Raw genomic sequence first — 26,136 nt, forward strand, 5'->3', positions numbered from 1 at the left:
GCGCGGACGCCTTGATCCGCCACAGGATCGCGGGCGGCGCTTAGCCGCGTCGTCCCTTCAGTGTCGTCGTTCAGCGCCGACGCTGTGCTGCGAGCATCGCCTCGATGGACGGCAGCGAATCGATCGCCGACTGCGCGTGGCGAACCGCCGCGTCGGGCGACAGGAGGACGCTCTCCTGAGGATCGAAGGCGAAGCCGCCCACGGCTTTCGCGTAAGCGGCCGCGCACACCCAGGCCCCCACGAAACCCGGCAGCGTGTTCCAGTAAAGGGCAAAGGCATGCTGCCACGGCCCGCCCAGATCCAAGTCGTCGTAGGTTCTGAAGACGTCTTCGCAGTCGATCGGCCCGAATTCGAAGCCGACCTCGCGATCCTGCCAGATGGCTGGAAGATGTCCCTTCGATGTGCGGAGGTCCCGATCGGAATCGATGCGGACTTCGAAGCCTAAGTCATCGATGTGGCGCTGCCAGTCGGTTATCGATCTGATCACCCGATCGCAGAATATGTATGCTTCGTATGACATGTCTTGCGTCTCATTTTAAGTGCGTAAATTCATGGATTGTTTAGGAGGGCGCGTCTTCTGTTTTGATAAAGAGTTGAGATGATTTGCTTCACATTGATGCCGCGAAGGATGTGAATTTCGATGATTGGCACATCTTTGCCGACCCCCGTGGCTGCTCGAATCTCGGCAGCACGAGCTTCTGTGAGGCGCGCATTACCTGTTTTGAAGTCCCAGATTGCTAGAACACGCCCGTTGGTTCCTTCTGCATCACGCAAAATAACATCTGTTCGAATGCTTCCATTGAGCCCGTACCTGACGAGGTCTCCAGCACTGAAACTCTGCTCAACACCGTCTTTACCAATTCCAGGCAGGTTGAGATCGCGGATTCGTTGCGCTGAATTCGTATGTATATATACACCGTACAAAGGACCGCTTCCGGCACCCACTTCTTCGACGACTTCTTTTACAATATCGATCAGCAAATCAGTTTTAGCATCGATTTTTGGGTCGCCAGTTCGATCTTTTCTGATGACCTCTACATGACTTGATCCCTGAATGCACCAACGTCCGCACGCGTCGCGCGGCTGATCAGGATTGAAGTTCGCCTTCTTGTTAAGTAAAATTTCGATTTTTAAGATGTTGAGCTGAATTTCGAGGAATGCGAACTCCGATCTAATCTCCAGATCTGTCGGATGAATAGGCATTCTTGGCGACCTCCTCAAGGAAAGCAGGTCGATTGTTGCAAATTTTCCTAAAAATGTCAATTATTCCTGACGGCCTGTTGAGGCTCGAATGGCGGGCCCCAATGCTCAATTTTTTTTGAAGGGGGCGGCAAATTCGCCTGTGCTTGGCCTGGCATTCCAGCCCGTGTAGAACTCCCTGCTTGAACGCCCGCCCGTGCACGCCGACGGGTCAACCGGGTCGTCACCCGAGCATAAGACAAGAGGCCATCTCATGAGCGCCGGTACCGCTGCCGACAAGCATTTCACGAACACGTTCTTCGCCGCCTCTCTGGCCGAGGCCGATCCGGAGATCGCCAAGGCCGTCGAGCAGGAACTCGGCCGTCAGCAGGACGAGATCGAGCTGATCGCCTCGGAGAACATCGTCTCCCGCGCGGTGCTCGAAGCGCAGGGCTCGGTGCTCACGAACAAGTACGCGGAGGGCTATCCGGGCCGCCGCTACTATGGCGGCTGCCAGTTCGTCGACATCGCCGAGGAGCTCGCGATCGAGCGCGCCAAGCGCCTGTTCAATTGCGGCTTCGCCAACGTGCAGCCGAATTCGGGCTCGCAGGCGAACCAGGGCGTGTTCATGGCCCTGATGCAGCCCGGCGACACCTTCATGGGGCTCGACCTCGCGGCCGGCGGCCACCTGACGCACGGCGCGCCCCCGAACGTCTCGGGCAAGTGGTTCAAGCCCGTCTCCTACACCGTGCGCCGCGACGACCAGCGCATCGACATGGAGCAGGTCGAGCGCCTCGCCCACGAGCACAAGCCCAAGGTCATCATCGCGGGCGGCTCGGGCTATCCGCGCCACTGGGACTTCGCGAAGTTCCGTGAGATCGCCGACGCGGTCGGCGCCTACTTCTTCGTCGACATGGCGCATTTCGCGGGCCTCGTCGCGGCCGGCGTCCACCCGTCGCCGTTCCCGCACGCCCACGTCGCCACCACGACGACCCACAAGACCCTTCGCGGCCCGCGCGGCGGCATGATCCTCACGAACGACGAGGCGCTCGCCAAGAAGTTCAACTCGGCCATCTTCCCCGGCCTGCAGGGCGGCCCGCTCATGCACGTCATCGCTGGCAAGGCGGTCGCCTTCGGCGAGGCCCTGAAGCCCGAGTTCAAGATCTACGCCAAGCAGGTCATCGAGAACGCCAAGGCGCTCGCCGACACCATCATCTCGGGCGGCTACGCCATCACCTCCGGCGGCACCGACAACCACCTGATGCTGGTCGACCTGCAGCCGAAGGGCCTCACCGGCAAGGCGGCCGAGGCCGCGCTGTCCCGCGCCCACATCACCTGCAACAAGAACGGCGTGCCGTTCGACCCGCAGAAGCCGACCATCACCTCGGGCATCCGCCTGGGCACCCCGGCCGGCACCTCGCGCGGCTTCGGCGTGGCCGAGTTCAAGCAGATCGGCGGCCTGATCGTCGAGGTGCTCGACGGCGTGGCGGCCAAGGGCGAGGCCGGCGACCCCGAGGTCGAGGCCCGCGTCAAGGGCAAGGTGCACGAGCTGACCCGCCGCTTCCCGATCTACGGCTGAGGCGATCGGACCGGCCGGAAGACGCTTCCGGCCGTGCCTGCACCACGGTAAGGAACGGCCGCGGGCTCTGCGCTCCGCGGCCGTTTCCGTTCGATCACGCGAGGTTTGAGCGCCCGATGCGCTGTCCCTATTGCGGCGGCTCCGACACGCAGGTGAAGGATTCGCGCCCGAGCGAGGACGGCGCCGCGATCCGCCGCCGCCGCGTCTGCCCCGATTGCGCCGGCCGCTTCACCACCTTCGAGCGGGTGCAGCTGCGCGAGCTCGTGGTGCTCAAGCGCTCGGGCAAGCGCGTGCCCTTCGACCGCGACAAGCTCCAGCGCTCGATCGACGTGGCATTGCGCAAGCGGCCCGTCGATCCGGAGCGGATCGAGCGACTGGTGAGCGGCATCACCCGCCAGCTCGAGAGCGGCGGCGAGGCGGAGATCGCCAGCGAGGCCATCGGCGAATTGGTGATGGAGGGGCTGAAGGGCCTCGACGACGTGGCCTATGTGCGCTTCGCCTCCGTCTACAAGAACTTCCGCGAGGCCAAGGATTTCGAGGCGCTGCTCGACACGCTCGGCGAGGCCTCGGAGGCGCCGGCCGGCGCCGCGCCTGCGCGTCCTCGACGAGGGGCGCGGGCGCGCCCGTGAGCGAGACCGACCGCCGCTTCATGCGCCTTGCCCTCGCCCTCGGGCAGCGCAACCTCGGGCGCACCTGGCCGAACCCCTCGGTCGGCGCCGTCGTCGTGGCCGGGCCGCCCGGCGCGGAGCGCATCGTCGGTGAGGGCGTGACGGCGCCGGGCGGGCGCCCGCATGCCGAGCCGCTCGCGCTCGCCATGGCCGGCGATGCGGCGCGCGGCGCGACGCTCTACGTCACCCTCGAACCCTGCTCCCATCACGGCCGGACGCCGCCCTGCACCGAGGCGATCGTGGCCTCCGGGATTACCCGGGTCGTCACCGCGATCGAGGATCCCGATCCGCGCGTGGCGGGACGCGGCCACGCGCTCCTCGAAGCGGCCGGGATCGCGCTGACCACGGGAATCCTGCGGGACCGGGCCTTCGGCGATCACATTGGGCATGTCACGCGGGTGACCGAGGGGCGGCCCGCCGTCAGCCTCAAGCTCGCCCGCACCCGGGACGGTTTCGCGGCCGCCTCGGGGAACGAGCGCCTGCGCATCACCGGCGCGGTCGCCGACGGGGCCGTGCACCTGTGGCGCGCCCACGCGGACGCGATCATGATCGGCATCGGCACGGCACGGGCCGACGATCCCTCCCTGACGGTACGCCTGCCCGGCCTCGCCGGGCGTTCCCCGCTGCGGGTGATCCTCGATTCGCATCTGCGCCTGCAGCCGTCGAGCGGGCTGGTTCGCAGCGCCCGGGACGTGCCGACCCTCGTCGTCACGACGCGCAGCGCCCCCGCCCATGCCAAGCGCACCCTCCAGACCTTCGGCGTCGAGGTCGTCTGCGTCCGCGCCGAGGCGGGGGGGCGCGTCGATCTGCGCGCGGCCCTGGAGGCCCTGGCGCAGCGGGGCATCACCCGCATCTGCAGCGAGGGCGGCCCGCTCCTTGCGGACACGCTCGCGGGGCACGACCTCATCGACGCCTGCACCCTGATCACCGGGCCGGTCGAGCTCGGCCCCCGCGGCGGCCTGCGGGCCGTCGGACCACGTCTCGGCGCGCTCCTCGCGAGCGGCCGCCTCCCAAGGGTCGAGGAGCGGCAATTCGGCCTCGACCGCGCCGTCATCTACGAGCGGAGCCCGCCATGTTCACCGGCCTCGTCACCGATATCGGCACGGTCCTGAAGGTCTCGGGCGACGAGCGCCTGCGCCGGCTGGAGATCCGCTCGGCCTACGACCCCGCCGGCATCGCGATCGGCGCCTCGATCGCCTGCTCGGGTCCCTGCCTGACGGCCGTGACGGTCGAGGCCGTGGACGGGGGGGCCGTCTTTGCTGTCGACGCGGCGGCCGAGACCCTGGCCCGCACCACCGTCGGTCTCTGGCGGGAGGGCACGCGGATCAACCTGGAGCGCTCCCTGAAGATCGGCGACGAGCTCGGCGGCCACCTCGTCACCGGCCACGTCGACGGGCTCGCCGAGATCGTCGCCCGCGACCCCGTCACGGGCGGGGAGGGGGATTGGGGCGCGAGCGAGCGCTTCACCCTGCGGGCACCCCATCACCTCGCCCGCTTCATCGCGCAGAAGGGATCGGTCTGCCTCGACGGGACCTCGCTCACCGTGAACGCCGTCGAGGGCGACCTCTTCTCGGTCCTCCTCATCCCGCACACGCTGGCCGTCACCACCTGGGGCGAGCGGCGCGAGGGCGACCGGCTCAACCTCGAGGTCGACCTCATCGCCCGCTACGCGGCGCGGCTCGCCGAGAGCCGGGCCGAGGCCGTGGCCCCCTGAGCCCCGCATTCCGCGCACGGCCGCCGCCGCTTGTGGAGGGGCGGCCTTCGGTCTATCGCTCGCCACCCGCCGCCGACCCGTCCCTCCCGACCGGGAGCCGGGCGTGGGGTCACTGCCTCATCGACGAAGGCTGAGATGGTTTCGACGACGAACACACCGCGTCCCGAGGTCGGACCCGCGCCGTCGCTGCGCGACGCGCGCATCCTCGTGGTCGAGGCCCGGTTCTACGATCACCTCGCCGACGAGCTTCTCGCGGGAGCCCTCGCCGCGATCGAGGCGGCGGGCGCCCGCGCGGTCACGGTGACGGTGCCGGGAGCCCTGGAGATCCCGGGAACGGTCGCGATCCTCGTCGAGGCCGCCGAGCGCTCGGGCGAGCCCTATGACGGGGTCGTCGCCCTCGGCTGCGTGATCCGCGGCGAGACGGGCCATTACGACATCGTGGCGGGCGAGAGCGCGCGCGCGCTCATGGACCTCTCGGTCGCGCTGCGGCTGCCCCTCGGGAACGGCATCCTGACGGTGGAGAACGAGGCGCAGGCGCTGGCGCGGGCCCGCGTCGGAGAGATGAACAAGGGTGGCGGCGCGGCCGAGGCGGCGCTCGCCGTCCTCGCCCTGAAGCGTGCGGCCGAGGCCGGCTCTGTGGGAGGGGCCGAGCGATGACGAACGAACGAGACATCAAGCTCGCTGAGCGCAGCGGGGCGCGGCTCGCCGTGGTGCAGGCCCTCTACGACATGGAGATCTCCGGCAAGGGCGTCCTGGAGGCGCTCGCCGAATTCGAGGTGTTCTGGATCGGCCAGGAGGTGGACGGCGTCGCCCATCCGCCCGCCGAGCCCGCCTTCTTCCGCGACCTGCTGCGCGGCGTCGTCGAGGAGCAGCGGGCGATCGACCCGCAGATCGACCGCGCGCTCACGCAGGGCTGGCCGCTGAAGCGGATCGAGGCGGTGCTGCGCGCGATCCTGCGCGCGGGGACCTACGAGCTGATGTTCCGGCGCGACGTGCCGGCCCGCGCCGCGATCTCGGAATATGTGGACGTCGCCCACAGCTTCTACGCCGGCGACGAGCCTGGCCTCGTGAACGCCGTGCTCGACAAGGTGGCGCGCGGCACCCGGGGCGACGAGCTCGCCGACGCGAAGCGCGGGTGAGCGGGGAGCGGCCCGGCGAGGACGCGCTCATCGCGCGCTACTTCGCGCCGCTCGCGGGCGAGGGCGCCGACGGGCTGCGCGACGACGCCGCGAGCCTGACGCCGCGCCCGGGCCACGACCTCGTCCTCACCGCCGACGCCCTCGTGGCCGGCATCCACTACTTCCCCGAGGATCCGCCGGCCTCGATCGCCCGCAAGGCGCTCGGCGTGAACCTGTCGGATCTCGCCGCCAAGGGCGCGCAGCCCCGGGCCTATCTCCTCCAGCTCGGCCTGCCGGACGACTGGACCGAGGCCTGGCTCGCGGGTTTCAGCGCGGGCCTCGCGGAAGCCGCGGCCGCATTCGGCTGCGCGCTGCTCGGCGGCGACACGGTCCGCTCCCCGGGGGCGGCCTTCATCGGGGTCACCGCGCTCGGCGAGGTGCCGGCCGGCCGCATGGTGCGCCGGCAGGCGGCCCGCATCGGAGACCGGGTCTGCGTCAGCGGGACGATCGGCGACGCGGCGCTCGGCCTCGCGCTGCGCCTGCGGCCGGCGGCAGCCTGGGCGGCCGGGCTCGATGCGGATGAGCGCGGGCACCTCCTCGACCGCTACCTGCATCCGCGCCCGCGCCTGCCCCTCGCGCCCCTGCTGCGCCGTTACGCCAGCGCGGCGATGGACGTCTCGGACGGGCTCGCGGGCGATCTCGCCAAGATGATGGGCGGGGGGGAGGGCAGGCGGGCCGAGATCGCCGTCCCGTCCGTCCCGCTCTCCGCCGCCGCGCGCGCGGCCATCGCGGGCGACGCCGCGCTCCTCGACACGGCGCTGACCGGCGGGGACGATTACGAGATCCTCTGCACGGTGCCGCCGGAGGCGACCGAGGCCTTCCGCGCCGAAGCCGCGGCCGCTGGCGTGCCCGTCGCCGTGATCGGCGAGGTCGTGGCGGGGGAGGGATCGCCGCGCTTCACGACCGCCGAGGGCGCCTCGCGCAGCTTCGCCGCCGGCTCGTTCAGCCACTTCCGCTGAGGGCGGGCCGCGCGAGGCCTGCCCGATCTCACCTGTCCCGAACGGGCGCTTTCGGCAGGCCCTGGGGCGCGAGGCCGAGCTGCGCCCGGACATCGTCCATCAGCTCGGCGGCCACCGACGGCATCCAGAGGGCGAGGTCGCCCTGCGAGACACGGCTGGCCGGCGAGGCCGAGCGCGGTGCGGGCGCCGAGAACGAGCGTTGCAGGAGCGTGATCAGGTCCTCGCGGACATCCTCGGGCTGGTCGCTGACCCGTTCCGCGAGCAGGAACTGGACGGCCTTCGTCAACGTCTCGATCGTGGCGGCGAGCCGCGCGACCTGATCGGCACTCATCCCGTGTCCCCTGCCTCTGTGCCCTGACGCCTTTGCAACCTCTGATTAACATCGCCGAGTCGCCCGGCAATCGGAATTCGTGAGGTCGGGCGCGGCGGCACCGGAGCGCCGGGACGGGGCGGGGCGCACGGCTATAATGCAGGTGGCACGGATACTGAATAATTTTGCAGCGCAACAATATCGGCTGTTCGAAACGGTACGCGCTGTTTGCGCTCCGCCGCGAAGTTTGGCAATCAGGGCACGCACTTCCGGGGAGGAAGGGCACGACCCGAGCGCCACGTCCCATGGCCGTCCCGGCCGAGCTCGGCGAAACAAGCCAACGCCTGGCATCATAATTCAAGGACGGATGAATGACCGCATTGCTGCTGATCATCCTGGGCGGGCTCTGCGCCGTCGCCTACGGAATCGTCACGATCAACGACGTGATGAAACGAGACGCCGGGACGCAGCGCATGCAGGAGATCGCGGGGGCGATCGCCGAGGGCGCGCAGGCCTATCTCCGCCGCCAGTACATGACCATCGGCATCGTCGGCGTCATCCTGTTCGTGGCGCTCGCCTTCTTCCTGGGGATCAAGGTGGCGATCGGCTTCCTCATCGGGGCCGTGCTGTCGGGCGTCGCGGGCTTCATCGGCATGAACGTGTCGGTACGCGCCAACGTCCGCACCGCGCAGGCCGCCTCGACCTCGCTCGGCGGCGGGCTTGAGGTCGCCTTCAAGTCCGGTGCGGTCACGGGCATGCTGGTGGCCGGCCTCGCGCTCCTCGGGGTCGCGCTCTACTACACCTACCTGACGCGCTTCGCCGGCCTCGCGCCCGCGAGTCGCGAGGTGATCGACGCGCTGGTCGCGCTCGGCTTCGGCGCCTCCTTGATCTCCATCTTCGCCCGCCTCGGCGGCGGCATCTTCACGAAGGGCGCGGATGTCGGCGGCGATCTCGTCGGCAAGGTCGAGGCCGGCATTCCGGAGGATGACCCGCGCAACCCCGCCACGATCGCGGACAATGTCGGCGACAATGTCGGCGATTGTGCCGGCATGGCGGCCGACCTGTTCGAGACCTACGCCGTCACCGTGGTCGCCACGATGGTGCTCGCGGCGATCTTCTTCGCGGGCCAGACCGATGTGGGCGGGCGCAACGTCCTCGAGGCGATGATGCTCTACCCGCTGGCCATCGGCTCGGCCTGCATCCTCACCTCGATCGCCGGCACCTACGCGGTGCGCCTCGGCGCGAACCAGTCGATCATGGGGGCGCTGTACAAGGGGCTGATCGCCGCCGGCGTGCTCTCGATCGGGGCCATCGCCGCGGTCAACGTCTCCCTGTTCGGCGGCCTCGGCGCCGAGTTCAAGACGAGCACCGGACAGACCTTCACCTCCGGCGGCCTGCTCGGCTGCGCGGTGATCGGCCTCGTCATCACGGCGCTCATCGTCGTGATCACCGAATACTACACCGGCACGAACTTCCGGCCCGTCAAATCCATCGCCGATTCGTCGGTGACCGGGCACGGCACCAACGTGATCCAGGGCCTCGCCATCTCCCTCGAATCGACGGCCCTGCCGGCCCTCGTCATCGTCGCCGGCATCATCGCCACCTACGCGCTGGCGGGGCTGTTCGGCATCGCCATCGCGGTCACCGCGATGCTGGCGCTCGCCGGCTTCATCGTCGCCCTCGACGCGTTCGGCCCGGTCACCGACAACGCGGGCGGCATCGCCGAGATGGCGGGGCTGCCGGCCGAGGTCCGCAAGTCGACGGACGCCCTCGACGCCGTCGGCAACACCACCAAGGCGGTCACCAAGGGCTACGCGATCGGCTCGGCCGGTCTCGGCGCCCTGGTGCTGTTCGCCGCCTACACGTCGGACCTCAACTACTTCATCGCCAATGCGAGCCCGACCCAGTACCGCTTCTTCCAGGGTCTCACGGTCGATTTCTCGCTCTCGAACCCCTACGTCGTCGTCGGCCTGCTGCTCGGCGGCCTCATCCCCTACCTGTTCGGCGGCATCGCCATGACGGCGGTGGGCCGCGCGGCGGGCGCGGTCGTCGAGGAGGTGCGCCGCCAGTTCCGCGAGAAGCCCGGCATCATGGAGGGGCGCGACAGGCCCGATTACGGCCGCGCCGTCGACATGCTGACGCGGGCGGCCATCAAGGAGATGATCGTCCCCTCGCTCCTCCCCGTGCTCTCGCCGATCGTCCTGTTCTTCGTCATCCAGGCCATCGCGGGCAAGGCGCAGGCCTTCGCCACGGTCGGCGCGATGCTCCTCGGCGTCATCATCACGGGCCTCTACGTCGCCATCTCGATGACCTCGGGCGGCGGCGCCTGGGACAATGCCAAGAAGTACATCGAGGATGGCCACCACGGCGGCAAGGGCTCCGAGGCCCACAAGGCGGCGGTGACGGGCGACACGGTCGGCGACCCCTACAAGGACACGGCCGGTCCCGCCGTGAACCCGGCGATCAAGATCACCAACATCATCGCCCTGCTCCTGCTCGCCGTCCTCGCGCACAGCTGAGCACGGGCGAGCCCGGTCGACGCCGGAGATCCGCCCTGACGATCCGCGTCCGCTCCGGGAGCGGGCGCGGATTTTTTACGTCAACTCATCGTGACCAGAGCGCAACCCGTTCGCCGGGTTGCGTTATCGCGCATTTGCGGACTCGTTTTAACATAGATTACGTGTAGGGGGCCGCTCGGGCGGCGCGCTGCGCCTGCGTGAAAGCCGCAGCCGCGGTCCCGGCGTCAGGCATGTCGCGTCGTCTTCGAGCCGCCGAACCGCGCGACGACGCTCGCGGCAGCGTCGGAATTCGTTCGCGGAACTGATGGCCCCATGAAGGATCGGGACGATGACTGGAACGGCGGGCTTCGTCCCTCGGCCGCCCGCCTCGCCCATTCCTCGCGGGAGATGCTGCGCCGGGTCGAGAGCTTCGGGCTGACGGGGAACTGGGGCTGGACCTTCGCGACCGGCGAGCAGGTCTGGTCCCTCGGCCTGTACGGGCTCCTCGGCCTGGAGCCCGGGATCGTGCGTCCCGGGATCGAGACCTTCCTCGCCTGCGTCCATCCGGCGGACCGGGCCTCCGTCGCGCTCGCCTGGAACGAGATGCGCTACGGCGTCCTCGGCGACCGCCGCTTCCGCATCATCCGCCCCAATGGCGCGCAGCGCACGATGCTCGGCCACAGCGAGATCCATCACGCCCTGGACGGCCGCCCGATCGGCGCGGCCGGGCTCCTCGTCGACGTGACGGAGCGCGAGCGGCTCGACCAAGCCCGCGCGATCGACGCGGGGCGCCGCCTGAGCCTGTTCCGGGAGACCGGATCCTACTTCTCGCACATCCCGATGAGCCCGTTCGATCCCTATCCGCCCGAGCTTCTCGCCCTCACCGGCAAGCGTCGGGAGGATTTCAACGAGAACTGGCTCTGCGCGATCCCGCGCGAGGAGCACGGCTTCTGGCGGGGAGAGCTGATGCAATCCTGGGCGGGGACGAAGCCCTTCACCTACCTCTACACGCAGATCCGCGCCGACGGCGAGCGCGTCCGCTATCGCGGCACCTTCGCGCCGATCCTCGACGCAAGCGGGGGGACCGAGGCGTGGTCGGCCTTCACCGGTCCGGAGCGCATGGCGGTGGGGCCGGCGACGGGCGGCCTCGCCAGGGCGCTCGAATTGTCCGTCGCCGGCTGGCACCTGCGCGCGGCCCGCGCCCTGCTCGACTGGTCCATGACGGATCTCGCGAAAGCGAGCGGCCTGTCCTTCTCCAGCATCCGGCGGCTGGAGGAGAACGCGGACACGTCCTCCGCCCGCACCCGGCACGTCGCGATCGCGGCGCTGCGCCGGGCCGGCATCCGCTTCGCGCTCACGCAGGGCAACACGATCGCGGTCGCGAGGCTTTGACCCGGCGGGCGCCGCACCGCGCCCTCGCTCGTGGACCCCATGTGCGCGAGCGCACCGTCGGTGCCGGCACAACTCTGGTGCAGTGCAGCGAAGTGCCCACGTATCCCGCACCCGGTGACCTGTGCGGTCCCGGTTGACCGAGCCGCGGCGTACGTGCGCGGCCGAACAGCGTCCTTGAGAGACGCGATGCCTTCCTTGTTCGATCCGATCCGACTCGGCGCCATCGATGCGCCGAACCGCATCCTGATGGCCCCGCTCACCCGCGGCCGCGCCACGCGCACCCATGTGCCGACGCCGATCATGGCCGAGTATTACGCCCAGCGCGCCGGCGCCGGCCTCATCATCTCGGAGGCGACTGGCATCAGCCAGGAGGGTCTCGGCTGGCCCTACGCGCCCGGCCTCTGGTCGGACGAGCAGGTCGAGGCCTGGAAGCCGGTGGTCGCGGCGGTGCACGGGGCGGGCGGGCGCATCGTCGCCCAGCTCTGGCATATGGGCCGCATCGTCCATCCCGATTTCCTCGGCGGCGAGAAGCCGGTCTCGGCCTCGGCGACGACGGCGCCGGACGCGGCGCACACCTATTCCGGCAAGAAGCCCTATGCGGAGGCCCGGCCGCTCGACCTCGACGAGATCCCGCGGCTTCTCGCCGACTACGAGCGCGCGACCCGCAACGCGCTCGCCGCCGGGTTCGACGGCGTGCAGATCCACGCCGCGAACGGCTACCTGCCCGACCAGTTCCTGCGCGACGGCTCGAACTTCCGGGACGATGCGTATGGCGGCCCGGTCGAGAACCGGATCCGGCTGCTTACCGAGGTGACGCGCGCAGTCGTCGGCGTCGCCGGCAAGGAGCGCACGGGCGTGCGCCTCTCCCCGAACGGCGACAGCCAGGGCGTTGACGATTCGAACCCGGAGGCCCTGTTCGGCGCCGCCGCTGAGGCCCTGGGGCGCATCGGTATCGCCTTCCTGGAACTGCGCGAGCCCGGCCCCAACGGCACCTTCGGCAAGGCCAATCGTCCCCCCGTCGCGCCGACGATCAAGCGCGCCTTCGGAGGCCCCCTGATCCTCAACTCGGATTACGACGGCCGGTCCGCCCAGGCCGCCCTCGACGAGGGCGTCGCCGACGCGGTCGCCTTCGGCCGGACCTTCATCGCCAACCCCGACCTGCCCCGCCGGATCGCCGAGGACGCTCCCCTGAACAAGGACGTCGCGAAGACGTGGTACTCGCAGGGGCCGGAAGGCTACATCGACTATCCGACGCTCGCGGATTCGAAGGCCGCCTGAGGATCGGCAGGCACCAGCCTGCGCCGAGGACGCGTAACCCTGCCCCGGCGCCGGCTCCCATGCCGGCGCCGATTCGGCGCGGGCGCCCTGACTCAACTGTGTATTTTTAGACAGAACCTGATCTGGCCGCGGAATGTCGCGGCCTTGACTTGCAAGGTTGCTGCGATCCGGGATCTCCCGCCGCGGCAGCCGTACTTTTTTGCGGCTTTCGACCGGATCGGTGGTCTTTGTCCTGTTCCCGGGCGGGCACGCTGACTATCTCTCGGCGTGTGGAGAAGGATCAGCTCAATTGACGTCCGAATTGCCGGGCGACGTGGCCCAGCCGGCCTGGTCCGAGGCCGAGCGGCTCGCGGACCTGCGCGCCCTGCACGTCCTCGACACCCCGCAGGACGCCGCCTACGACGACCTGATCCGGATCGCGGCCCTCGTCTGCGAGGCGCCCTCGGCCCTCGTGAGCTTCGTGGACGAGGAGCGGCAATGGTTCAAGGCCGAGATCGGGTTCGGCTGCGCCGAGACCCCCCTCGACCGGTCGATCTGCGCGCACGCGATCCGCGAGGAGGCCCTCCTCGTCGTGCCGGACCTCACCGCGGACCGGCGGACCCGCGAGAACCCGCTCGTGACGGGCGAGCCCTTCCTGCGGTTCTACGCGGGTGCCGTCATCCGCGGGCCCTCCGGCCTGCCGCTTGGCAGCCTGTGCGTCCTCGACCATGAGCCGCGGCCTCAGGGCCTCTCGCCTGCGCAGAGCGAGACCCTGTGCGCGCTCGCTCGGCAGATCACGGCGCTCCTCGCTCACCGGCAGAATCTCGCGACGATCACCGCCCGCGAGGCGGAGCTCGAAGCGAGCGAGCGGCGGTTCCGCGTGATGACCGCGGCGATGCCGCAGATGGTCTGGACCACGCTGCCCGACGGGTTCCACGATTATTACAACGACCGCTGGTACGAGTTCACCGGGGTGCCCTACGGCTCGACGGATGGCGAGGGCTGGAACGGCATGTTCCACCCGGACGATCAGGACCGGGCCTGGTCGCGCTGGCGTCACTCGCTCGCCACCGGCGAGCCCTACGAGATCGAGTACCGGCTGCGCCACCATACGGGCGCATATCGCTGGACGCTCGGCCGGGCGATGCCCATCCGCGACGCGAGCGGCCGGATCGAGCGCTGGTTCGGCACCTGCACCGATATCGAGGACCTGAAGCGCGCGGAGACCGAGGCGCGCAAGCTCGCCGCCGTCGTCGAGACGTCCAAGGATTTCATCGGCGTCGCCGATGCGGAGGGGCGGATCGTTCACCTCAACGAGGCGGCGCTCCGCCTCGTCGGGCTCGGCGACCTCGCCGCCGCCCGCGAGACCCGGATCGCGGATTATTTCATGCCGGCGAGCCAGCGCATCCTCGACGAGGTGGTGCTGCCGACCGTGCGCCGCGACGGCTGGTGGGAGGGGGAACTCGCCTTCCGCCATTTCGGCACGGGCGAGGGGATCGCCGTCCTCTACAACATCTTCCCCGTGCGCGACGCGGCCGGCCGTGAGGTCGGCTACGCGACGGTGACCCGCGACCTCCGGGAGCGCAAGCGCGCCGAGGAGGCCCGCGACCTCCTGATCCGGGAATTGTCGCACCGCATCAAGAACATCTTCGCGGTGGTGGGCGGCATCGCGGCCCTGACCGCGCGCAGCGACCCCGAGGCGCGCCCCTTCGTCGAGGCCTTCCGCGAGCGGCTGACGGCCCTCGCGCAGGCCCATGAATACGTGCGGCCCCACTCGCCGGAGAGCGCCCCCACCGTCGAGGGCGAGACGCTGCTCGGCCTGATGCGGCTCATCATGGCGGCCTACATGCAGGCGGGCCGCGCGCGCGTGGCGATCGGCGGGGACGACGCGCCGGTGGGTGAGCGGGCGGCCACCGCGCTCGCGCTGATCATGCACGAGCAGGCGACGAACGCCGTGAAGTACGGCGGCCTCTCGACGGAGGACGGCACTGTCTCGCTGACCGGCCGCATCGAGGGCGACAGCTATCATCTGACCTGGGCGGAGGCGGGCGGCCCCGTGATCGCCCACGCGCCGTCCCGCCGCGGCTTCGGCACGGTGCTCGCCGAGCGGAGCGTCGCGGGCCAGCTCGACGGCAGCTTGGAGCACGAATGGGCGCCGGGCGGGCTGGTGATGCGCCTGCGTGTCCCGGTGGCGAATCTGCGCTATTGAGGCGGCCTCTCCGCTCGCCCCTCTGCCTTGCCCGCCCCGCCATGACCCGTGAGCGCCCGCCCGCGCCCTGCCGCCTCGTCGTCCTCGATTTCGACGGGACGCTCGCCGACAGCTTTCCGTGGTTCTGCTCCGTCATCAACGGCGTGGCGGACCGCTACCGCTTCAGCCGCATCGCCGAGGACGAGGTCGAGGCCCTGCGGGCGCTCGGCGCCCGCGAGATCGTGGCGCATCTCGGCGTGCCGCTCTGGAAGCTGCCGGCCATCGCGCGCCACATGCACGGGCTCGCGGCCCGCGACATCGACGGGCTGCGCCTGTTCCCGGGCGTGCCGGACGCGCTGACGGCGCTGGCGGGACGCGGGCTGCGCCTCGCGATCCTCAGTTCGAACACGGAATCGAACGTGCGCCGCGTGCTCGGGGCGGACCTTGCCGGCCTCGTCGAAGCCTATGCCTGCGGCGCCTCGCTCTTCGGCAAGGCGCGGCGCCTCTCCGCGCTGATCCGCCGCTCCGGCGTCGCGCCCGAGGAGGTTCTCAGCGTGGGCGACGAGATCCGCGATGCGGAGGCCGCCCGCGCGGCCGGATGCGCCTTCGGTGCCGTGGCCTGGGGTTACACGCGGGCCGATGCGCTCGCCGCCACCGGTCCCGACCATCTGTTCGAGGAGCCGGGCCAGATCGCCCGGCTGCTCGCCGGGACGCCCGTTCTCGCCTGAGGAGCCCGCGCAGCGGCGGGCTCGAGCCGAACCGCGATCAGAGGCCGCGGTTGGCGCCGGGCACGGGGCTGCTGCCGCTGCCGAAGGGCTCGTAGCGCGTCAGGCCGCGGAAGAGCTGGCTGAGGAAGGCGCGGTCCGCGCCGCTCGTCGGCGTCGTGCGCTCGATGAAGTCGAACACGCGCCCGTCCTGCAGGCCGTAGAGGGCCACGCGCTCCACCTTGAAGCCGGAGCTGAAATATACCGCGACCACCTTCTGATCCTGCACCGACTCGCCGAGGAACATCACCGTGCGGCGGGTGTTCTGGGAGATGTAGTACCAGGACTTGTTGCCGACCGTGGAGACCGTCGAGGGCGACCCGAGGATCTGCAGGACCTGCTCCGGGCTCGCGCCGGGCTTGATCGACGCGACGGCCGCCTGATCGATCGGGTAGCCGTGCCGAAGATCCTCGCCGATGCAGCCGGAGACGCCGGTGGCGAGGAGCCCGACCACGGCGAGACGAGCGAGCGACGAGACGAGACGGCGCGACATCGGCCCCCCTTGAGACTGTTGGCAACCCGGACACGGATGCGGGCTCCGGGCCTGTGCCCGATGAACGCTTGCGCCTTGGCCGTGGGTTGCCGTACCGCGGGGTTATGGTTTTGACAAGGCAAGCTCGGCCACACCCCAAAGCCTTCGCGCAGAGGCATGGGGGCGCCCGATGATCGCCCGCTTCTTCCGCCGCGGGGATGATCGCCGCGCGACGATCCGGCAGCTGCACGCCCGCGTCAACGAGGCGTCGCGGCAGGTGGGGCTCTACGCGCGGCTCGGCGTGCCCGATACGGTGGAGGGCCGCTTCGAGTGCCTGAGCCTGCACGTCATCCTCGTCCTGCGTAGGCTCAACGCGCTGCCGCCCCCGGCCGCGGACGTGGCGCAGGATCTCGTGAACTCGGTCTTCCTGCAGCTCGATGCGTCGCTGCGGGAGCTCGGCGTCGGGGATTTCGGGGTGCCCAAGCGCATGAAGAAGCTCGGTGCCGCCTTCTACGGGCGCGCCGCCGGCTACGACGCCGCCCTCGACGCGGACGATCAGGCCGCCCTGGCGGCGGCGCTCGCCCGCAACGTCCTGGGCCGCGAGGAGCCCGGGGCCGCGGCCGGGCTCGCGGCCTATGTCCGGGCCGCCAATGCGGGGCTGGCGCGGACCGATCTCGACGCCATCCTCGCCGCCCCGCCCTTTCCCGATCCGGATGCGTTCGGAGATGCAGCATGACCCGTAGCGAGATGTACCGGCACGAGGGCGGCCCGCTCACCCGCTCCGTCAACGTCGAGCGCCTGCCGCAGGGGCGCGGCACGGTCACCGTCGAGGCCACGCAGGCCGAGTGCGACGCGCTCGCCCGGGATTTCGGCATCCCCGCGATCCGCGATCTCGTCGGCCGGTTCGATCTCGACGGCTCGCTAAGCCAGCTCCGCGTCACCGGGACCGTCGAGGCCTGCGTGACGCAGGTCTGCACGGTGAGCCTCGACCCGTTCGAGGCGAAGGTCAGCGAACCGGTCGAGGTCGACTTCACCAACGCCGATCAGCTCGTCGGCACCGACGCAGAGGATGCCGAATTGCCCGATCCGATCGTGAACGGCCGCATCGATTTCGGCGCGCTCACCGCCGAGTTCCTGGCGCTCGGCCTCGACCCGTATCCGCGCAAGCCCGGCATTGCCTTCGAGGAATTGCGGGAGGGCGAGGAGGAGAAGCCCTTCGCCGCTCTCGCCCGGCTGCGGGATGGCCAGCCGGGCGGGGAATAGGGCGCCGAATCCGCCCGGACTCAGATTTCGTTTGCCCGCCCGGCCCGGATCGCTATTTTCCGCGGCGCCGGGCGGTCCCCTCGAACAGAGCGAGCCCCCGCGACCCGGCAGCCCTCCGCACGAGGCCGCGACACAACACCCATGTCACAACGCGTGTGCATCTCGCTCGACGCCATGGGCGGCGATCACGGGCCGTCGACCGTCGTGCCGGGTGCGGCCATCGCCCGGGAGCGCCATCCCGAGACGACCTTCCTCATGTTCGGCGACGAGGCCGTCCTGCGGCCCCTCGTCGAGGCCGAGCCGCGCCTGAAGGGCGCCGTCGAGATCCGCCACACCTCGGTCGCGGTGGCGATGGACGACAAGCCCTCCCAGGCCGTGCGCCAGGGGCGCGGCAAATCCTCGATGTGGCAGGCGATCCAGGCGGTGCGCGACGGGCAGGCCGATGCCTGCGTCTCGGCGGGCAACACGGGCGCGCTGATGGCGATGTCGAAGATCTGCCTCAAGACGATGTCCGGCATCGAGCGCCCGGCCATCGCCTGCCTGTGGCCGACGATCCGCGGCGAAAGCGTGGTGCTCGACGTGGGCGCGACGATCGGCACGGACGCCGAGCACCTCGTCGAGATGGCGGTGATGGGCGCGGCCATGGCCCGCATCGTGTTCGACCTCGACCGGCCGACGGTGGGCCTCCTCAATGTCGGCACCGAGGAGATGAAGGGCAACGAGGCGGTGAAGGAAGCGGCGCGCCTCCTGCGCGAGATGGACTTGCCGAACTTCGCCTATCACGGCTTCGTCGAGGGCACGGATCTCGGCCGCGGCACCGTCGACGTCGTGGTGACGGAGGGCTTCACGGGCAACATCGCCCTGAAGACGGCGGAGGGCACCGCCAAGCAGATCGGCTCCTACCTGCGCTCGGCCATGAGCCGCACCCTGTCGGCCAAGATCGGATACCTCTTCGCCCGCCGCGCGTTCCAGGCCCTTCGCGAGAAGATGAACCCGAGCCGCGCCAATGGCGGCGTGTTCCTCGGGCTCGAGGGCATCGTCATCAAGAGCCACGGCTCGGAGAACGCACAGGGCTTCGCAGCGGCCATCGACCTTGCCCACGACATGGCCCGCCACGATCTCATGCGCACGATCCGCGACATGCTCGACCAGACGCCCGCCGTGGTCTCCGCATGAGGCCGGCGGGAGAAGGATCCTCATGGTAGCCCTGCGTTCCGTCATCGTCGGCTGCGGCTCGGCCCTCCCGGCACGCGCCGTCACGAACGACGAGCTCGCGCAGCGCGTCGAGACCTCCGACGAGTGGATCGTCCAGCGCACCGGGATCCGGCAGCGCCACCTCGCGGACGAGAGCGAGAGCACCTCGGTCCTCGGCATCCGGGCGGCACAGGCCGCACTCGCCGAGGCCGGATTGGGGCCCGAGGACATCGACCTCGTCATCTGCGCGACCTCGACGCCCGACCACACCTTTCCCTCCACCGCCACGCAGATCCAGGCGGGCCTCGGCATCCATCAGGGCGCGGCCTTCGACCTGCAGGCGGTCTGCGCCGGCTTCGTCTACGCCGTCACGACCGCCGACAAGTTCCTGACGACGGGGGCCGCCCGGCGCGCCCTCGTGGTCGGCGCCGAGACCTTCTCGCGCATCCTCGACTGGGAGGACCGGACCACCTGCGTCCTGTTTGGGGACGGCGCCGGCGCCATCGTGCTGGAGGCGCGCGAGGGCGCCGGCTCCAACGCGGACCGGGGCGTGCTGAGCACGAGCCTGCGCTCGGACGGCCGCCACCGCTCGAAGCTCTACGTCGATGGCGGGCCGGGCACGACGGGCACGACCGGCCGCCTGCGCATGGAGGGCCGGGAGGTGTTCCGCTTCGCGGTGGGGTCGGTCACCGACGTGATCGAGGACGCGTTCCGGCGTGCCGGCATCACCGTCGACGACCTCGACTGGTTCGTGCCCCATCAGGCCAACCGCCGCATCATCGAGGCCTCGGCCGACAAGATCGGGATCGCGCGCGAGAAGGTGGTGCTGACGGTCGACCGGCACGGCAACACCTCGGCGGCCTCGATCCCGCTCGCCCTCGACGTCGCCCGCAAGGACGGGCGCATCCGCGAGGGGGACCTCGTCATGATCGAGGCGATCGGCGGCGGCTTCACCTGGGGCGCCGCGCTCATCCGCTGGTGAGCGCCCCTGTCCGCGCAACCCGAACGGATCGGATTCGTTTTCGCAGCCCGATCCCAAGAGCCGCGGTTGACCCGGGGTACGGCGCCGATTAGCGTGCGGGATCATAGAGATACGCCGCAAGCGTCGAATCGCCGGGGGGGTCGAAGCATGACAGGAAAGACGGTCACACGCGCCGATCTGAGCGAGGCCGTCTACCAGCAGGTTGGTCTCTCGCGCACGGAATCCTCCGCTCTCGTCGAGACCGTCCTGTCGGAGATCTGCACCTGCCTCGCGCAGGGGGAGACGGTGAAGCTGTCCTCGTTCGGCTCCTTCGTCGTGCGGAGCAAGGGCAAGCGGGTCGGGCGCAACCCGAAGACCGGCGTCGAGGTGGCGATCGAGCCGCGGCAGGTCATGGTGTTCAAGCCGTCGAACGTCTTGAAGGCGCGGATCAACGGGGCCAATGGCGCCGATCACACCGACGGCGACGATTGAGGCCGGCCCGCACCGGCGGCGACGGGCGGCGCAACGCCCGCGCAGGGCCGGTCGGTAGGGAAGGGGAGCGACCATGACGCTCGCAGCCGTGACCGAGGATGCCGAGATCGGCCCCCGGGCCGAGAAGGCGCCCGACGCCTTCCGCACGATCAAGGAGGTCTCGGAGGATCTCGACGTGCCGCAGCACGTCCTGCGCTTCTGGGAGACCCGCTTCGCGCAGATCCGCCCGGTGAAGCGGGCAGGGGGGCGGCGCTATTACCGTCCCACGGATGTCGACCTCCTGCGCGGCGTGCGACAGCTCCTGCACGGCCAGGGCTACACGATCCGGGGCGCCCAGCGGGTGCTGCGCGAGAACGGGGTCCGCTTCGTCCAGGCGGTCGGCCGCGGCGAGGCTGCGGCCGACGCTCCCTCGCCGCAGGAGACCGAGCCGGCCGGCGAGGCGAGTACCGCCGAGCCGCCGCGGGAGGCCGGCGCGGACAGGGCGCGCGCCGCACTGGAAGAGGCGCTCGCCGAGCTGAAGGCTTGCCGCGACGCGCTGGCGGCTCTGCGGCTCCCGCCGGAGCAATAGGCCGGGGAACGCGGCCCTGCCGTCGTACCCCGCGGTCGGGGCGGATCCGCCTCTTCCGTCCGGGAGACTTCGGTTGCTCGGCACACGGACCGGATGAGGGATGCGACCTCCTCGGACAGACCTGCACCGCTCACCCCAACCCTCTCCCGAATTGGAGAGGGGGCGCGTCGCGGCTGCCGATTGCGACAGGCGTCTCGCCGTCGAGCGGCCTGTCCTACCCCCTCAGGCTGTCGAGCGGCACAGGCGCCGCGTGTGGGCGGGTGCCGAGCATCCGATCGATCAACGCCAGCACCTCGGAGCGGCCGCAATTCGCCGCCGGCTCGAACGGCGTCCAGGTCTGCCGGAAGTCGAGTTGGGCGAACACGTCCCGGTAGCGGCGAAGCTCGTTGATCGTCAGGGGCACGCCCCGCACGAAGGCCTTGTGCGCCGAGATCGTCAGCGCCTTCCGGAAGTCGCGGGGATCGAGCTCGAACTTCAGGGCGTCGCCGCAGAAGAGGATCTGCCGCGCCCGGTCGTACAGCACGGCGTGCCCGTCGAAATGGCCGGCCGTGCGGTGAAGCTCCAGCCCCGGCAGCGGCTCCAGGAAATCGTCGTAGGGCCAGGAGACCTGCAGGGCCGCGCTCCAGGTGAAATCCGCCGCGGGCAGGCAGAGTTCGGGGTCGAACCGGTCCTGCAGCTGGACCAGCGCGCCGTAGGAATGGGGATGCGAGGCCGAGAGAACCTGCATCCCGCCGAGGCTCGCGATGTGATCGAGCGCCGCCTCGCTGAAGACGGGGCACGCCTCGAAGCCCATGTTGCCGGCGTCGGTCCGGATCAGGTAGGCGCTCGGCCCGATGCCGGAGACGGGCTCGTTCCAGAACCGCCAAACGCCGGGCTCCAGTTCCTGCCAGTGGCAGGGGAAGCGCTCCTGCGCCTGCCGCTCGGTCCAGAAGCGCCAGCCGTCCTGCGGAACGACGTGGCGGGCGTCGAGGCACATCGGGCAATGCGGCGGAGCCTCGAAATGGCGCTGCCAGAACCCGCAATTGTCGCAGGTATAGGCGGGCAGCTTGAGGGCGCCCGCGAAGGGCAGATATCCGGGCACGAAGCGTCTCGCGGCAAGTGACGGTGGGCTGACCTAGCAGGCCGGGGACGCGAATGCACGGGGGCGTTCAGCGCCGCCCGAGGAGGCGGCGTGGCGCCCGGGCGGCCGTCAGCAGGCCCGCAACCCCCAGCGCCGCGACGCCCGCGAGGCCCAGCACCACGAGGTCGCGCTCCCGGCTCGTCCAGAACTCGGTGCGGGTGTGCTTCATGCGCTCGCCGAAGCGGCCCTCCGCGCCGACCTGACCCGGCACCGGCTCGAACAGGTTGCCGGCCCGGTCGGGGACCGGGTGATCCTCGAGCTGGCTCTCCCAGGCGTCGGCGGCCTTGCGGTCGGCCAATCCCGGCGCGACCGCCTGTGCCACGGCCATCATGAGCGAGGAGCGCCCGACCCAGATCTCCCGGCGGGGATGCTCGACGGCGTAATGGATCGCCTCGGCGCAGAGGCGCGGGTCGAAGACGGGATCGGGCGCGTTCTGCCCGTGCCCGGTCCGGGTGCGCGCCCAGTTGAATTGCGGGGTGTTGACGGCGGGCAGGTAGACGACGGTGAGCGACACGTCGACGGCGTCGTGGATCAGCTCGGCCCGCAGCGCGTCCGTGAACCCCGAGACCGCGAACTTCGCCGCGCAATAGGGTGCCTGGAGGGGCGCCGCCCGGATGCCGAGGCCGGAGGAGACCTGCACGATGGCGCCGCGGTTGCGCGCCTTCATGTGGCGGAGCGCGGCGAGCGTCCCGAAGACCTGGCTCAGGTAGGTCGTCTCGGTCACCCGGCGGTACTCGTCCGGCGTGATCCGGTCGGCCGGGCTCACCACGGTCGACATCGCGTTGTTCACCCAGGCCCGGATGGGGCCGAGCTCGCGCTCGATCCGCTCGGCGGCCGCATCGACCGCCTGCGCGTCGGACACGTCGGCCGAGATCGCGAGGGCGGGGTGCCCGTGGGCCGCGAGCGCGGCCTGCGCGGCGTCGAGACGCTCCTGATCGCGCGCGATCACCGCGACCGACCAGCCGCGGGCGGCGAAGAGAAGGGCCGTCGCGAGGCCGATTCCCGAGGTCCCACCCGTCACGACCACCACGCGCGCCATTCCGCAACCCTCACGCTCGACCGCCCCGGCCCTTCAATGCGGGGCGCCCCGAACGGTTGCGGCCCCGCCCGGGTGCCGAATCGACACGGGGAGCGGGGCCGCGGGGAGTGGCGGCGTGCGGGCCGGCTCTAGGGGTGAGCCGGCGTCGCGTGCGGGTCGTGCTTGTCGGGCGTCGTGTTCTGCGGGTCCTTGCCCCGCTTCTTCGCGAGCCAGATCAGGATGTTGCGGATCACGACGTAGAAGACGGGCGTGAGGAACAGGCCGAACACGGTGGCGCCGATCATGCCGAAGAACACCGCCGTGCCGAGTGCCTGTCGCATCTCGGCGCCGGGGCCCGTCGCGATGACGAGGGGCAGCACGCCGAGGATGAAGGCGAAGGCCGTCATCAGGATCGGGCGCAGGCGCAGGCGGCACGCCTCTACGGCGGCGGCCACCGGGCCCTTGTGCTCGGTCTCCTCGATCTGGTGGGCGAACTCGACGATCAGGATCGCGTTCTTCGCCGCCAGACCGATCAGCACGATCAGCCCGATCTGCGTCAGGATGTTGTTGTCCTGTCCCCGCAATTGCACCCCGAAGAGCGCGGCGAGCACGCCCGTCGGCACGACGAGGATGATCGCGAGCGGCAGCGCCCAGGATTCGTACTGGGCGGCCAGCACCAGGAAGACGAGGAGCACGCCGAGGGCGAACACGTAGATCGCCGTCCCGCCCGCCGCCTTCTGCTGGAAGGCGATCTCGGTCCAGTCGTAGGCGTAGCCGCCGGGCAGCGCCTTCTGGGCCATCTGCTCCATGGCGTCGAGCGCCTGGCCCGTCGAGATGCCGGGCTTGGCCGTGCCCTGGATCGGCACCGAGTAGAACAGGTTGAACCGCTGCACGATCTGCGGGCCGGTGATCTCCCGGATCTGGGCGAGCGTGCCCATCGGCACGAGCGCCCCGGTCGAGGAGCGGACCTTGAGCTGCGTGATGTCCTCCTGGCTGACGCGGAAGGGCGCGTCCGCCTGCACGCGGACTTGGTAGATGCGGCCGAGCGTGTTGAAGTCGTTCACGTAGGCGCCGCCGAGATTCGCCTGCAGCGTCGAGAAGACGTTGGCGAGCGGCACGTCCAGCATCCGGGCGACCGTCCGGTCGATGTCGATGAAGAGCTGCGGCGTGTCGTTGCCGAAGGTCGTGAAGACCCGCTGCACGTCGTTGCTCTGGTTGGCTTGGCCGATCAGCTCGCCCGCGGCCGCGAGGAGCGGGCCGATATCCGACGATTGCCGGCTCTCGACCTGCATCTTGAAGCCGCCGCCCGTGCCGAGGCCGCGGACCGGCGGCGGCGGGATCACGATGATGCGCGCCTCCTGGATGCCGGCCGTGGCCTTGAGCACGTCGCCGGTCACCACGGCGGCGCTGCGGCCCTGGGCCGCCCGCTCCTTGGCGTTCTTGAGCGTGAGGAACATCACCGCCGCGTTGGTGGTGTTCGTGAAGGTGGCGCCGTCGAAGCCCGCGATGATGACGGTGTTCGTCACCCCGTCGACGCCGCGGGCGATCTCGGCCGCCCGCGTCACGACCTCCGTCGTGCGGTCGAGCGAGGCGCCCGAGGGCAATTGCACGACGCCGATCAGGTAGCCCTGGTCCTGGTCCGGGATGAAGCCTGTCGGCGTCGTCTGCGCGAGGTGCACCGTCCCGGCGATCGAGGCCGCGTAGACGAGGAGCATGGCGATCAGGCCGATCGCGTTCGCCGTCAGGAAGCGGATCGTCGCGGCGTAGCCGTGCGAGAGCTTGTCGAAGCCCTTGTTGAAGCCGTTGGCGAGCCAGTTCACGAAGCGGGTCAGGAAGAACTTCGGCTGGGCGTGCGCGTTGTGCGGCTTCAGGAGCAGCTTGCAGAGCGCGGGCGAGAGGGTGAGCGAATTGAAGGCCGAGATGATGGTCGAGGCCGCGATGGTGAGCGCGAACTGCTTGTAGAACTGGCCCGAGATGCCGGGGATGAAGGCGGTCGGGATGAACACGGCCGCGAGCACCAGCGCGATCGCGACGACGGCGCCGCCGACCTCGTCCATGGTCTTGTGCGCGGCCTCGCCGGGGGAGAGCCCCTCGGCCATGTTGCGCTCGACGTTCTCCACCACGACGATCGCGTCGTCGACGACGATGCCGATGGCGAGCACCAGCCCGAACAGGGTCAGGTTGTTGAGCGAGAAGCCGAGCGCCGCCATCACCGCGAAGGTGCCGACGAGCGAGACGGGAATCGCGATGACGGGGATGAGCGCCGTGCGCCAGCTCTGGAGGAAGACGAGCACCACGATGACGACGAGCGCCACCGCCTCGAACAGCGTCTTGTAGACCTCGTGGATCGATTCCTCGATGAACTCGGTCGGGTTGTAGGCGATCCGGTACTCGACGTCGGGCGGGAAGTTGCCCTTCAGCCGCTCCATCGTCGCCTTCACCGTGGCGGCCGCCGCGAGCGCGTTCGTGCCCGGGCGCTGGAAGGCGCCGATGCCGACCGCGGGCGTGGCGTTGAGGAAGGAGTTCGTCGTGTAGTCCTTCTGCCCCATCTCGACGCGGGCGATGTCCTTCAGGCGCACGAGGCGCCCGTCCCGCGCCTTCACGATGACGCTGGCGAACTCGTCGGGCGTCTGGAAGCGCCCCTGCGACTGCACCACGAGCTGGAACGCGCTGGAGGAGGGCGCCGGCGGCGCGCCGAGGGCGCCGGCGGCCACCTGCACGTTCTGCTCCTGCAGCGCGCCGGTGACGTCCGTGGTGGTGAGGCCGTAGGCCGCGAGCTTGTCGGGATCGAGCCAGATGCGCTCGGCATACTCGTTGCCGCCGAAGATCGTGATGTCGCCGACGCCGTCGAGGCGGAGCATCTCGTCGCGGATGTTCAGGTAGATGTAGTTGGCGAGGTAGTTCTGGTCGTAGGTCTTGTTCGGCGAGAGCAGGTGCACGACCAGCATCAGGTCGGGCGAGGCCTTGCGCACGGTGACGCCGAGGTTGCGCACGTCCGGCGGCAGGCGCGGCTGGGCCACCGAGAGCCGGTTCTGCACCAGCACGTTCGCGATATCGAGGTTGGTGCCGACCTTGAACGTGACGGTCAGCTGCATGTTGCCGTCGTTCGTGGAGAGCGACGTCATGTAGAGCATGTTGTCGACGCCGTTGATCTCCTGCTCGATCGGCGTCGCGATGGTGGCCGCCACCGTCTCGGCGTTCGCGCCGGGGAAGGAGGCGCGCACCGTCACGGTCGGGGGCACGATCTCGGGATATTGCGAGACCGGCAGCGACGCGTAGGCGACGTAGCCGAGGATCAGGAAGACGATCGACGTGACCGAGGCGAAGATCGGGCGATCGACGAAGAAATGGGCAAAACGCAT

The 26,136-nt window shown here is 70.1% G+C and carries 25 protein-coding genes; 18 read left to right on the top strand and 7 right to left on the bottom strand.

What is annotated here, in order from left to right:
* Nucleotides 1–70 precede the first annotated feature (70 nt).
* A complete protein-coding gene (locus E1J50_RS00835) occupies nucleotides 71–520 on the bottom strand; it encodes a hypothetical protein (RefSeq protein WP_132249421.1) in 450 nt (149 codons plus the stop codon).
* A 29-nt stretch (nucleotides 521–549) separates the two neighbouring features.
* On the bottom strand, nucleotides 550–1,203 hold the full coding sequence (locus E1J50_RS00840) for a hypothetical protein (protein ID WP_132249423.1): 654 nt from the start codon (nucleotides 1,201–1,203) through the stop codon (nucleotides 550–552).
* 250 nt (nucleotides 1,204–1,453) lie between these two features.
* Here E1J50_RS00840 and glyA point away from each other — a divergent pair, with 250 nt between their 5' ends.
* The 7 genes from glyA (at nucleotide 1,454) to thiL (ending at nucleotide 7,277) form a co-directional block, all read left to right on the top strand.
* Nucleotides 1,454–2,758 carry a serine hydroxymethyltransferase gene (glyA, locus tag E1J50_RS00845; RefSeq protein WP_132249425.1) on the top strand — a complete coding sequence of 435 codons (1,305 nt, stop codon included), beginning with the start codon at nucleotides 1,454–1,456 and terminating at the stop codon, nucleotides 2,756–2,758.
* 116 nt (nucleotides 2,759–2,874) lie between these two features.
* On the top strand, nucleotides 2,875–3,387 hold the full coding sequence (gene nrdR, locus E1J50_RS00850) for a transcriptional regulator NrdR (RefSeq protein WP_132249427.1): 513 nt from the start codon (nucleotides 2,875–2,877) through the stop codon (nucleotides 3,385–3,387).
* Entirely contained in the window at nucleotides 3,384–4,538 is a 1,155-nt protein-coding gene (gene ribD / locus E1J50_RS00855; protein ID WP_281024537.1) for a bifunctional diaminohydroxyphosphoribosylaminopyrimidine deaminase/5-amino-6-(5-phosphoribosylamino)uracil reductase RibD, read from the top strand. Before nrdR ends, ribD begins: the two co-directional genes overlap by 4 nt.
* On the top strand, nucleotides 4,499–5,140 hold the full coding sequence (locus E1J50_RS00860) for a riboflavin synthase (protein ID WP_132249429.1): 642 nt from the start codon (nucleotides 4,499–4,501) through the stop codon (nucleotides 5,138–5,140). Before ribD ends, E1J50_RS00860 begins: the two co-directional genes overlap by 40 nt.
* 135 nt (nucleotides 5,141–5,275) lie before the next feature.
* Nucleotides 5,276–5,797, top strand: a complete 522-nt coding sequence (gene ribH / locus E1J50_RS00865) for a 6,7-dimethyl-8-ribityllumazine synthase (RefSeq protein ID WP_132249431.1) — start codon at nucleotides 5,276–5,278, stop codon at nucleotides 5,795–5,797.
* A complete protein-coding gene (gene nusB, locus E1J50_RS00870; protein ID WP_132249433.1) occupies nucleotides 5,794–6,279 on the top strand; it encodes a transcription antitermination factor NusB in 486 nt (161 codons plus the stop codon). Before ribH ends, nusB begins: the two co-directional genes overlap by 4 nt.
* On the top strand, nucleotides 6,276–7,277 hold the full coding sequence (gene thiL / locus E1J50_RS00875; RefSeq protein ID WP_132249435.1) for a thiamine-phosphate kinase: 1,002 nt from the start codon (nucleotides 6,276–6,278) through the stop codon (nucleotides 7,275–7,277). The genes nusB and thiL overlap by 4 nt, the downstream gene beginning before the upstream one ends.
* 28 nt (nucleotides 7,278–7,305) lie before the next feature.
* On the opposite strand, the gene E1J50_RS00880 is transcribed toward thiL, so the two are convergent.
* On the bottom strand, nucleotides 7,306–7,608 hold the full coding sequence (locus E1J50_RS00880) for a hypothetical protein (RefSeq protein WP_132249437.1): 303 nt from the start codon (nucleotides 7,606–7,608) through the stop codon (nucleotides 7,306–7,308).
* A 350-nt stretch (nucleotides 7,609–7,958) separates the two neighbouring features.
* Here E1J50_RS00880 and E1J50_RS00885 point away from each other — a divergent pair, with 350 nt between their 5' ends.
* The 5 genes from E1J50_RS00885 to E1J50_RS00905 all read left to right on the top strand — a co-directional run bounded on the left by E1J50_RS00885 (nucleotide 7,959) and on the right by E1J50_RS00905 (nucleotide 15,650).
* Nucleotides 7,959–10,106: a sodium-translocating pyrophosphatase gene (locus E1J50_RS00885; protein WP_132249439.1), complete on the top strand. Its 2,148-nt coding sequence runs from the start codon at nucleotides 7,959–7,961 to the stop codon at nucleotides 10,104–10,106.
* A 312-nt stretch (nucleotides 10,107–10,418) separates the two neighbouring features.
* Nucleotides 10,419–11,477 carry a helix-turn-helix domain-containing protein gene (locus E1J50_RS00890; protein ID WP_132249441.1) on the top strand — a complete coding sequence of 353 codons (1,059 nt, stop codon included), beginning with the start codon at nucleotides 10,419–10,421 and terminating at the stop codon, nucleotides 11,475–11,477.
* Between the two features lie 186 nt (nucleotides 11,478–11,663).
* Nucleotides 11,664–12,755, top strand: coding sequence for an alkene reductase (locus E1J50_RS00895; protein ID WP_132249443.1), 1,092 nt, complete (start codon nucleotides 11,664–11,666; stop codon nucleotides 12,753–12,755).
* Between the two features lie 289 nt (nucleotides 12,756–13,044).
* Entirely contained in the window at nucleotides 13,045–14,943 is a 1,899-nt protein-coding gene (locus tag E1J50_RS00900; protein WP_132249445.1) for a sensor histidine kinase, read from the top strand.
* A gap of 41 nt (nucleotides 14,944–14,984) precedes the next feature.
* Entirely contained in the window at nucleotides 14,985–15,650 is a 666-nt protein-coding gene (locus tag E1J50_RS00905; RefSeq protein WP_132249447.1) for an HAD hydrolase-like protein, read from the top strand.
* Nucleotides 15,651–15,687: 37 nt separating this feature from the next.
* On the opposite strand, the gene E1J50_RS00910 is transcribed toward E1J50_RS00905, so the two are convergent.
* Nucleotides 15,688–16,179: an outer membrane protein assembly factor BamE gene (locus tag E1J50_RS00910; RefSeq protein WP_132249449.1), complete on the bottom strand. Its 492-nt coding sequence runs from the start codon at nucleotides 16,177–16,179 to the stop codon at nucleotides 15,688–15,690.
* 169 nt (nucleotides 16,180–16,348) lie between these two features.
* On the opposite strand from E1J50_RS00910, the gene E1J50_RS00915 reads away from it, so the two are divergent.
* The 6 genes from E1J50_RS00915 (at nucleotide 16,349) to E1J50_RS00940 (ending at nucleotide 20,636) form a co-directional block, all read left to right on the top strand.
* Entirely contained in the window at nucleotides 16,349–16,894 is a 546-nt protein-coding gene (locus E1J50_RS00915; RefSeq protein ID WP_132249451.1) for a ubiquinol-cytochrome C chaperone family protein, read from the top strand.
* Nucleotides 16,891–17,421, top strand: coding sequence for a YceD family protein (locus tag E1J50_RS00920; RefSeq protein ID WP_245516380.1), 531 nt, complete (start codon nucleotides 16,891–16,893; stop codon nucleotides 17,419–17,421). The genes E1J50_RS00915 and E1J50_RS00920 overlap by 4 nt, the downstream gene beginning before the upstream one ends.
* Before the next feature lie 141 nt (nucleotides 17,422–17,562).
* The gene (gene plsX / locus E1J50_RS00925) at nucleotides 17,563–18,597 is read left to right on the top strand and encodes a phosphate acyltransferase PlsX (RefSeq protein ID WP_132249453.1); all 1,035 of its coding nucleotides are present in this window, start codon (nucleotides 17,563–17,565) and stop codon (nucleotides 18,595–18,597) included.
* A 22-nt stretch (nucleotides 18,598–18,619) separates the two neighbouring features.
* On the top strand, nucleotides 18,620–19,597 hold the full coding sequence (locus tag E1J50_RS00930) for a beta-ketoacyl-ACP synthase III (protein WP_132249455.1): 978 nt from the start codon (nucleotides 18,620–18,622) through the stop codon (nucleotides 19,595–19,597).
* A gap of 147 nt (nucleotides 19,598–19,744) precedes the next feature.
* A complete protein-coding gene (locus E1J50_RS00935; RefSeq protein WP_132249457.1) occupies nucleotides 19,745–20,068 on the top strand; it encodes an integration host factor subunit alpha in 324 nt (107 codons plus the stop codon).
* A gap of 73 nt (nucleotides 20,069–20,141) precedes the next feature.
* On the top strand, nucleotides 20,142–20,636 hold the full coding sequence (locus E1J50_RS00940) for a MerR family transcriptional regulator (RefSeq protein ID WP_132249459.1): 495 nt from the start codon (nucleotides 20,142–20,144) through the stop codon (nucleotides 20,634–20,636).
* Nucleotides 20,637–20,850: 214 nt separating this feature from the next.
* On the opposite strand, the gene E1J50_RS00945 is transcribed toward E1J50_RS00940, so the two are convergent.
* The 3 genes from E1J50_RS00945 to E1J50_RS00955 form a co-directional block, all read right to left on the bottom strand.
* Nucleotides 20,851–21,717 carry an MBL fold metallo-hydrolase gene (locus tag E1J50_RS00945; protein WP_132249461.1) on the bottom strand — a complete coding sequence of 289 codons (867 nt, stop codon included), beginning with the start codon at nucleotides 21,715–21,717 and terminating at the stop codon, nucleotides 20,851–20,853.
* A gap of 67 nt (nucleotides 21,718–21,784) precedes the next feature.
* A complete protein-coding gene (locus E1J50_RS00950; protein WP_132249463.1) occupies nucleotides 21,785–22,795 on the bottom strand; it encodes an SDR family oxidoreductase in 1,011 nt (336 codons plus the stop codon).
* A gap of 128 nt (nucleotides 22,796–22,923) precedes the next feature.
* Nucleotides 22,924–26,136 carry an efflux RND transporter permease subunit gene (locus tag E1J50_RS00955; protein ID WP_132249465.1) on the bottom strand — a complete coding sequence of 1,071 codons (3,213 nt, stop codon included), beginning with the start codon at nucleotides 26,134–26,136 and terminating at the stop codon, nucleotides 22,924–22,926.

The organism is Methylobacterium segetis (genome assembly GCF_004348265.1).
Classification (GTDB): Bacteria; Pseudomonadota; Alphaproteobacteria; order Rhizobiales; family Beijerinckiaceae; genus Methylobacterium; species Methylobacterium segetis.

Bases quoted from the DNA above. Each gene is read 5' to 3' on its own strand.
- E1J50_RS00835 (WP_132249421.1), bottom strand. From the start codon at position 520: ATGTCATACGAAGCATACATATTCTGCGATCGGGTGATCAGATCGATA.
- E1J50_RS00840 (WP_132249423.1), bottom strand. From the start codon at position 1,203: ATGCCTATTCATCCGACAGATCTGGAGATTAGATCGGAGTTCGCATTC.
- glyA (WP_132249425.1), top strand. From the start codon at position 1,454: ATGAGCGCCGGTACCGCTGCCGACAAGCATTTCACGAACACGTTCTTC.
- nrdR (WP_132249427.1), top strand. From the start codon at position 2,875: ATGCGCTGTCCCTATTGCGGCGGCTCCGACACGCAGGTGAAGGATTCG.
- E1J50_RS00860 (WP_132249429.1), top strand. From the start codon at position 4,499: ATGTTCACCGGCCTCGTCACCGATATCGGCACGGTCCTGAAGGTCTCG.
- ribH (WP_132249431.1), top strand. From the start codon at position 5,276: ATGGTTTCGACGACGAACACACCGCGTCCCGAGGTCGGACCCGCGCCG.
- nusB (WP_132249433.1), top strand. From the start codon at position 5,794: ATGACGAACGAACGAGACATCAAGCTCGCTGAGCGCAGCGGGGCGCGG.
- E1J50_RS00880 (WP_132249437.1), bottom strand. From the start codon at position 7,608: ATGAGTGCCGATCAGGTCGCGCGGCTCGCCGCCACGATCGAGACGTTG.
- E1J50_RS00885 (WP_132249439.1), top strand. From the start codon at position 7,959: ATGACCGCATTGCTGCTGATCATCCTGGGCGGGCTCTGCGCCGTCGCC.
- E1J50_RS00890 (WP_132249441.1), top strand. From the start codon at position 10,419: ATGAAGGATCGGGACGATGACTGGAACGGCGGGCTTCGTCCCTCGGCC.
- E1J50_RS00895 (WP_132249443.1), top strand. From the start codon at position 11,664: ATGCCTTCCTTGTTCGATCCGATCCGACTCGGCGCCATCGATGCGCCG.
- E1J50_RS00905 (WP_132249447.1), top strand. From the start codon at position 14,985: ATGACCCGTGAGCGCCCGCCCGCGCCCTGCCGCCTCGTCGTCCTCGAT.
- E1J50_RS00910 (WP_132249449.1), bottom strand. From the start codon at position 16,179: ATGTCGCGCCGTCTCGTCTCGTCGCTCGCTCGTCTCGCCGTGGTCGGG.
- E1J50_RS00915 (WP_132249451.1), top strand. From the start codon at position 16,349: ATGATCGCCCGCTTCTTCCGCCGCGGGGATGATCGCCGCGCGACGATC.
- E1J50_RS00920 (WP_245516380.1), top strand. From the start codon at position 16,891: ATGACCCGTAGCGAGATGTACCGGCACGAGGGCGGCCCGCTCACCCGC.
- plsX (WP_132249453.1), top strand. From the start codon at position 17,563: ATGTCACAACGCGTGTGCATCTCGCTCGACGCCATGGGCGGCGATCAC.
- E1J50_RS00930 (WP_132249455.1), top strand. From the start codon at position 18,620: ATGGTAGCCCTGCGTTCCGTCATCGTCGGCTGCGGCTCGGCCCTCCCG.
- E1J50_RS00935 (WP_132249457.1), top strand. From the start codon at position 19,745: ATGACAGGAAAGACGGTCACACGCGCCGATCTGAGCGAGGCCGTCTAC.
- E1J50_RS00940 (WP_132249459.1), top strand. From the start codon at position 20,142: ATGACGCTCGCAGCCGTGACCGAGGATGCCGAGATCGGCCCCCGGGCC.
- E1J50_RS00950 (WP_132249463.1), bottom strand. From the start codon at position 22,795: ATGGCGCGCGTGGTGGTCGTGACGGGTGGGACCTCGGGAATCGGCCTC.
- E1J50_RS00955 (WP_132249465.1), bottom strand. From the start codon at position 26,136: ATGCGTTTTGCCCATTTCTTCGTCGATCGCCCGATCTTCGCCTCGGTC.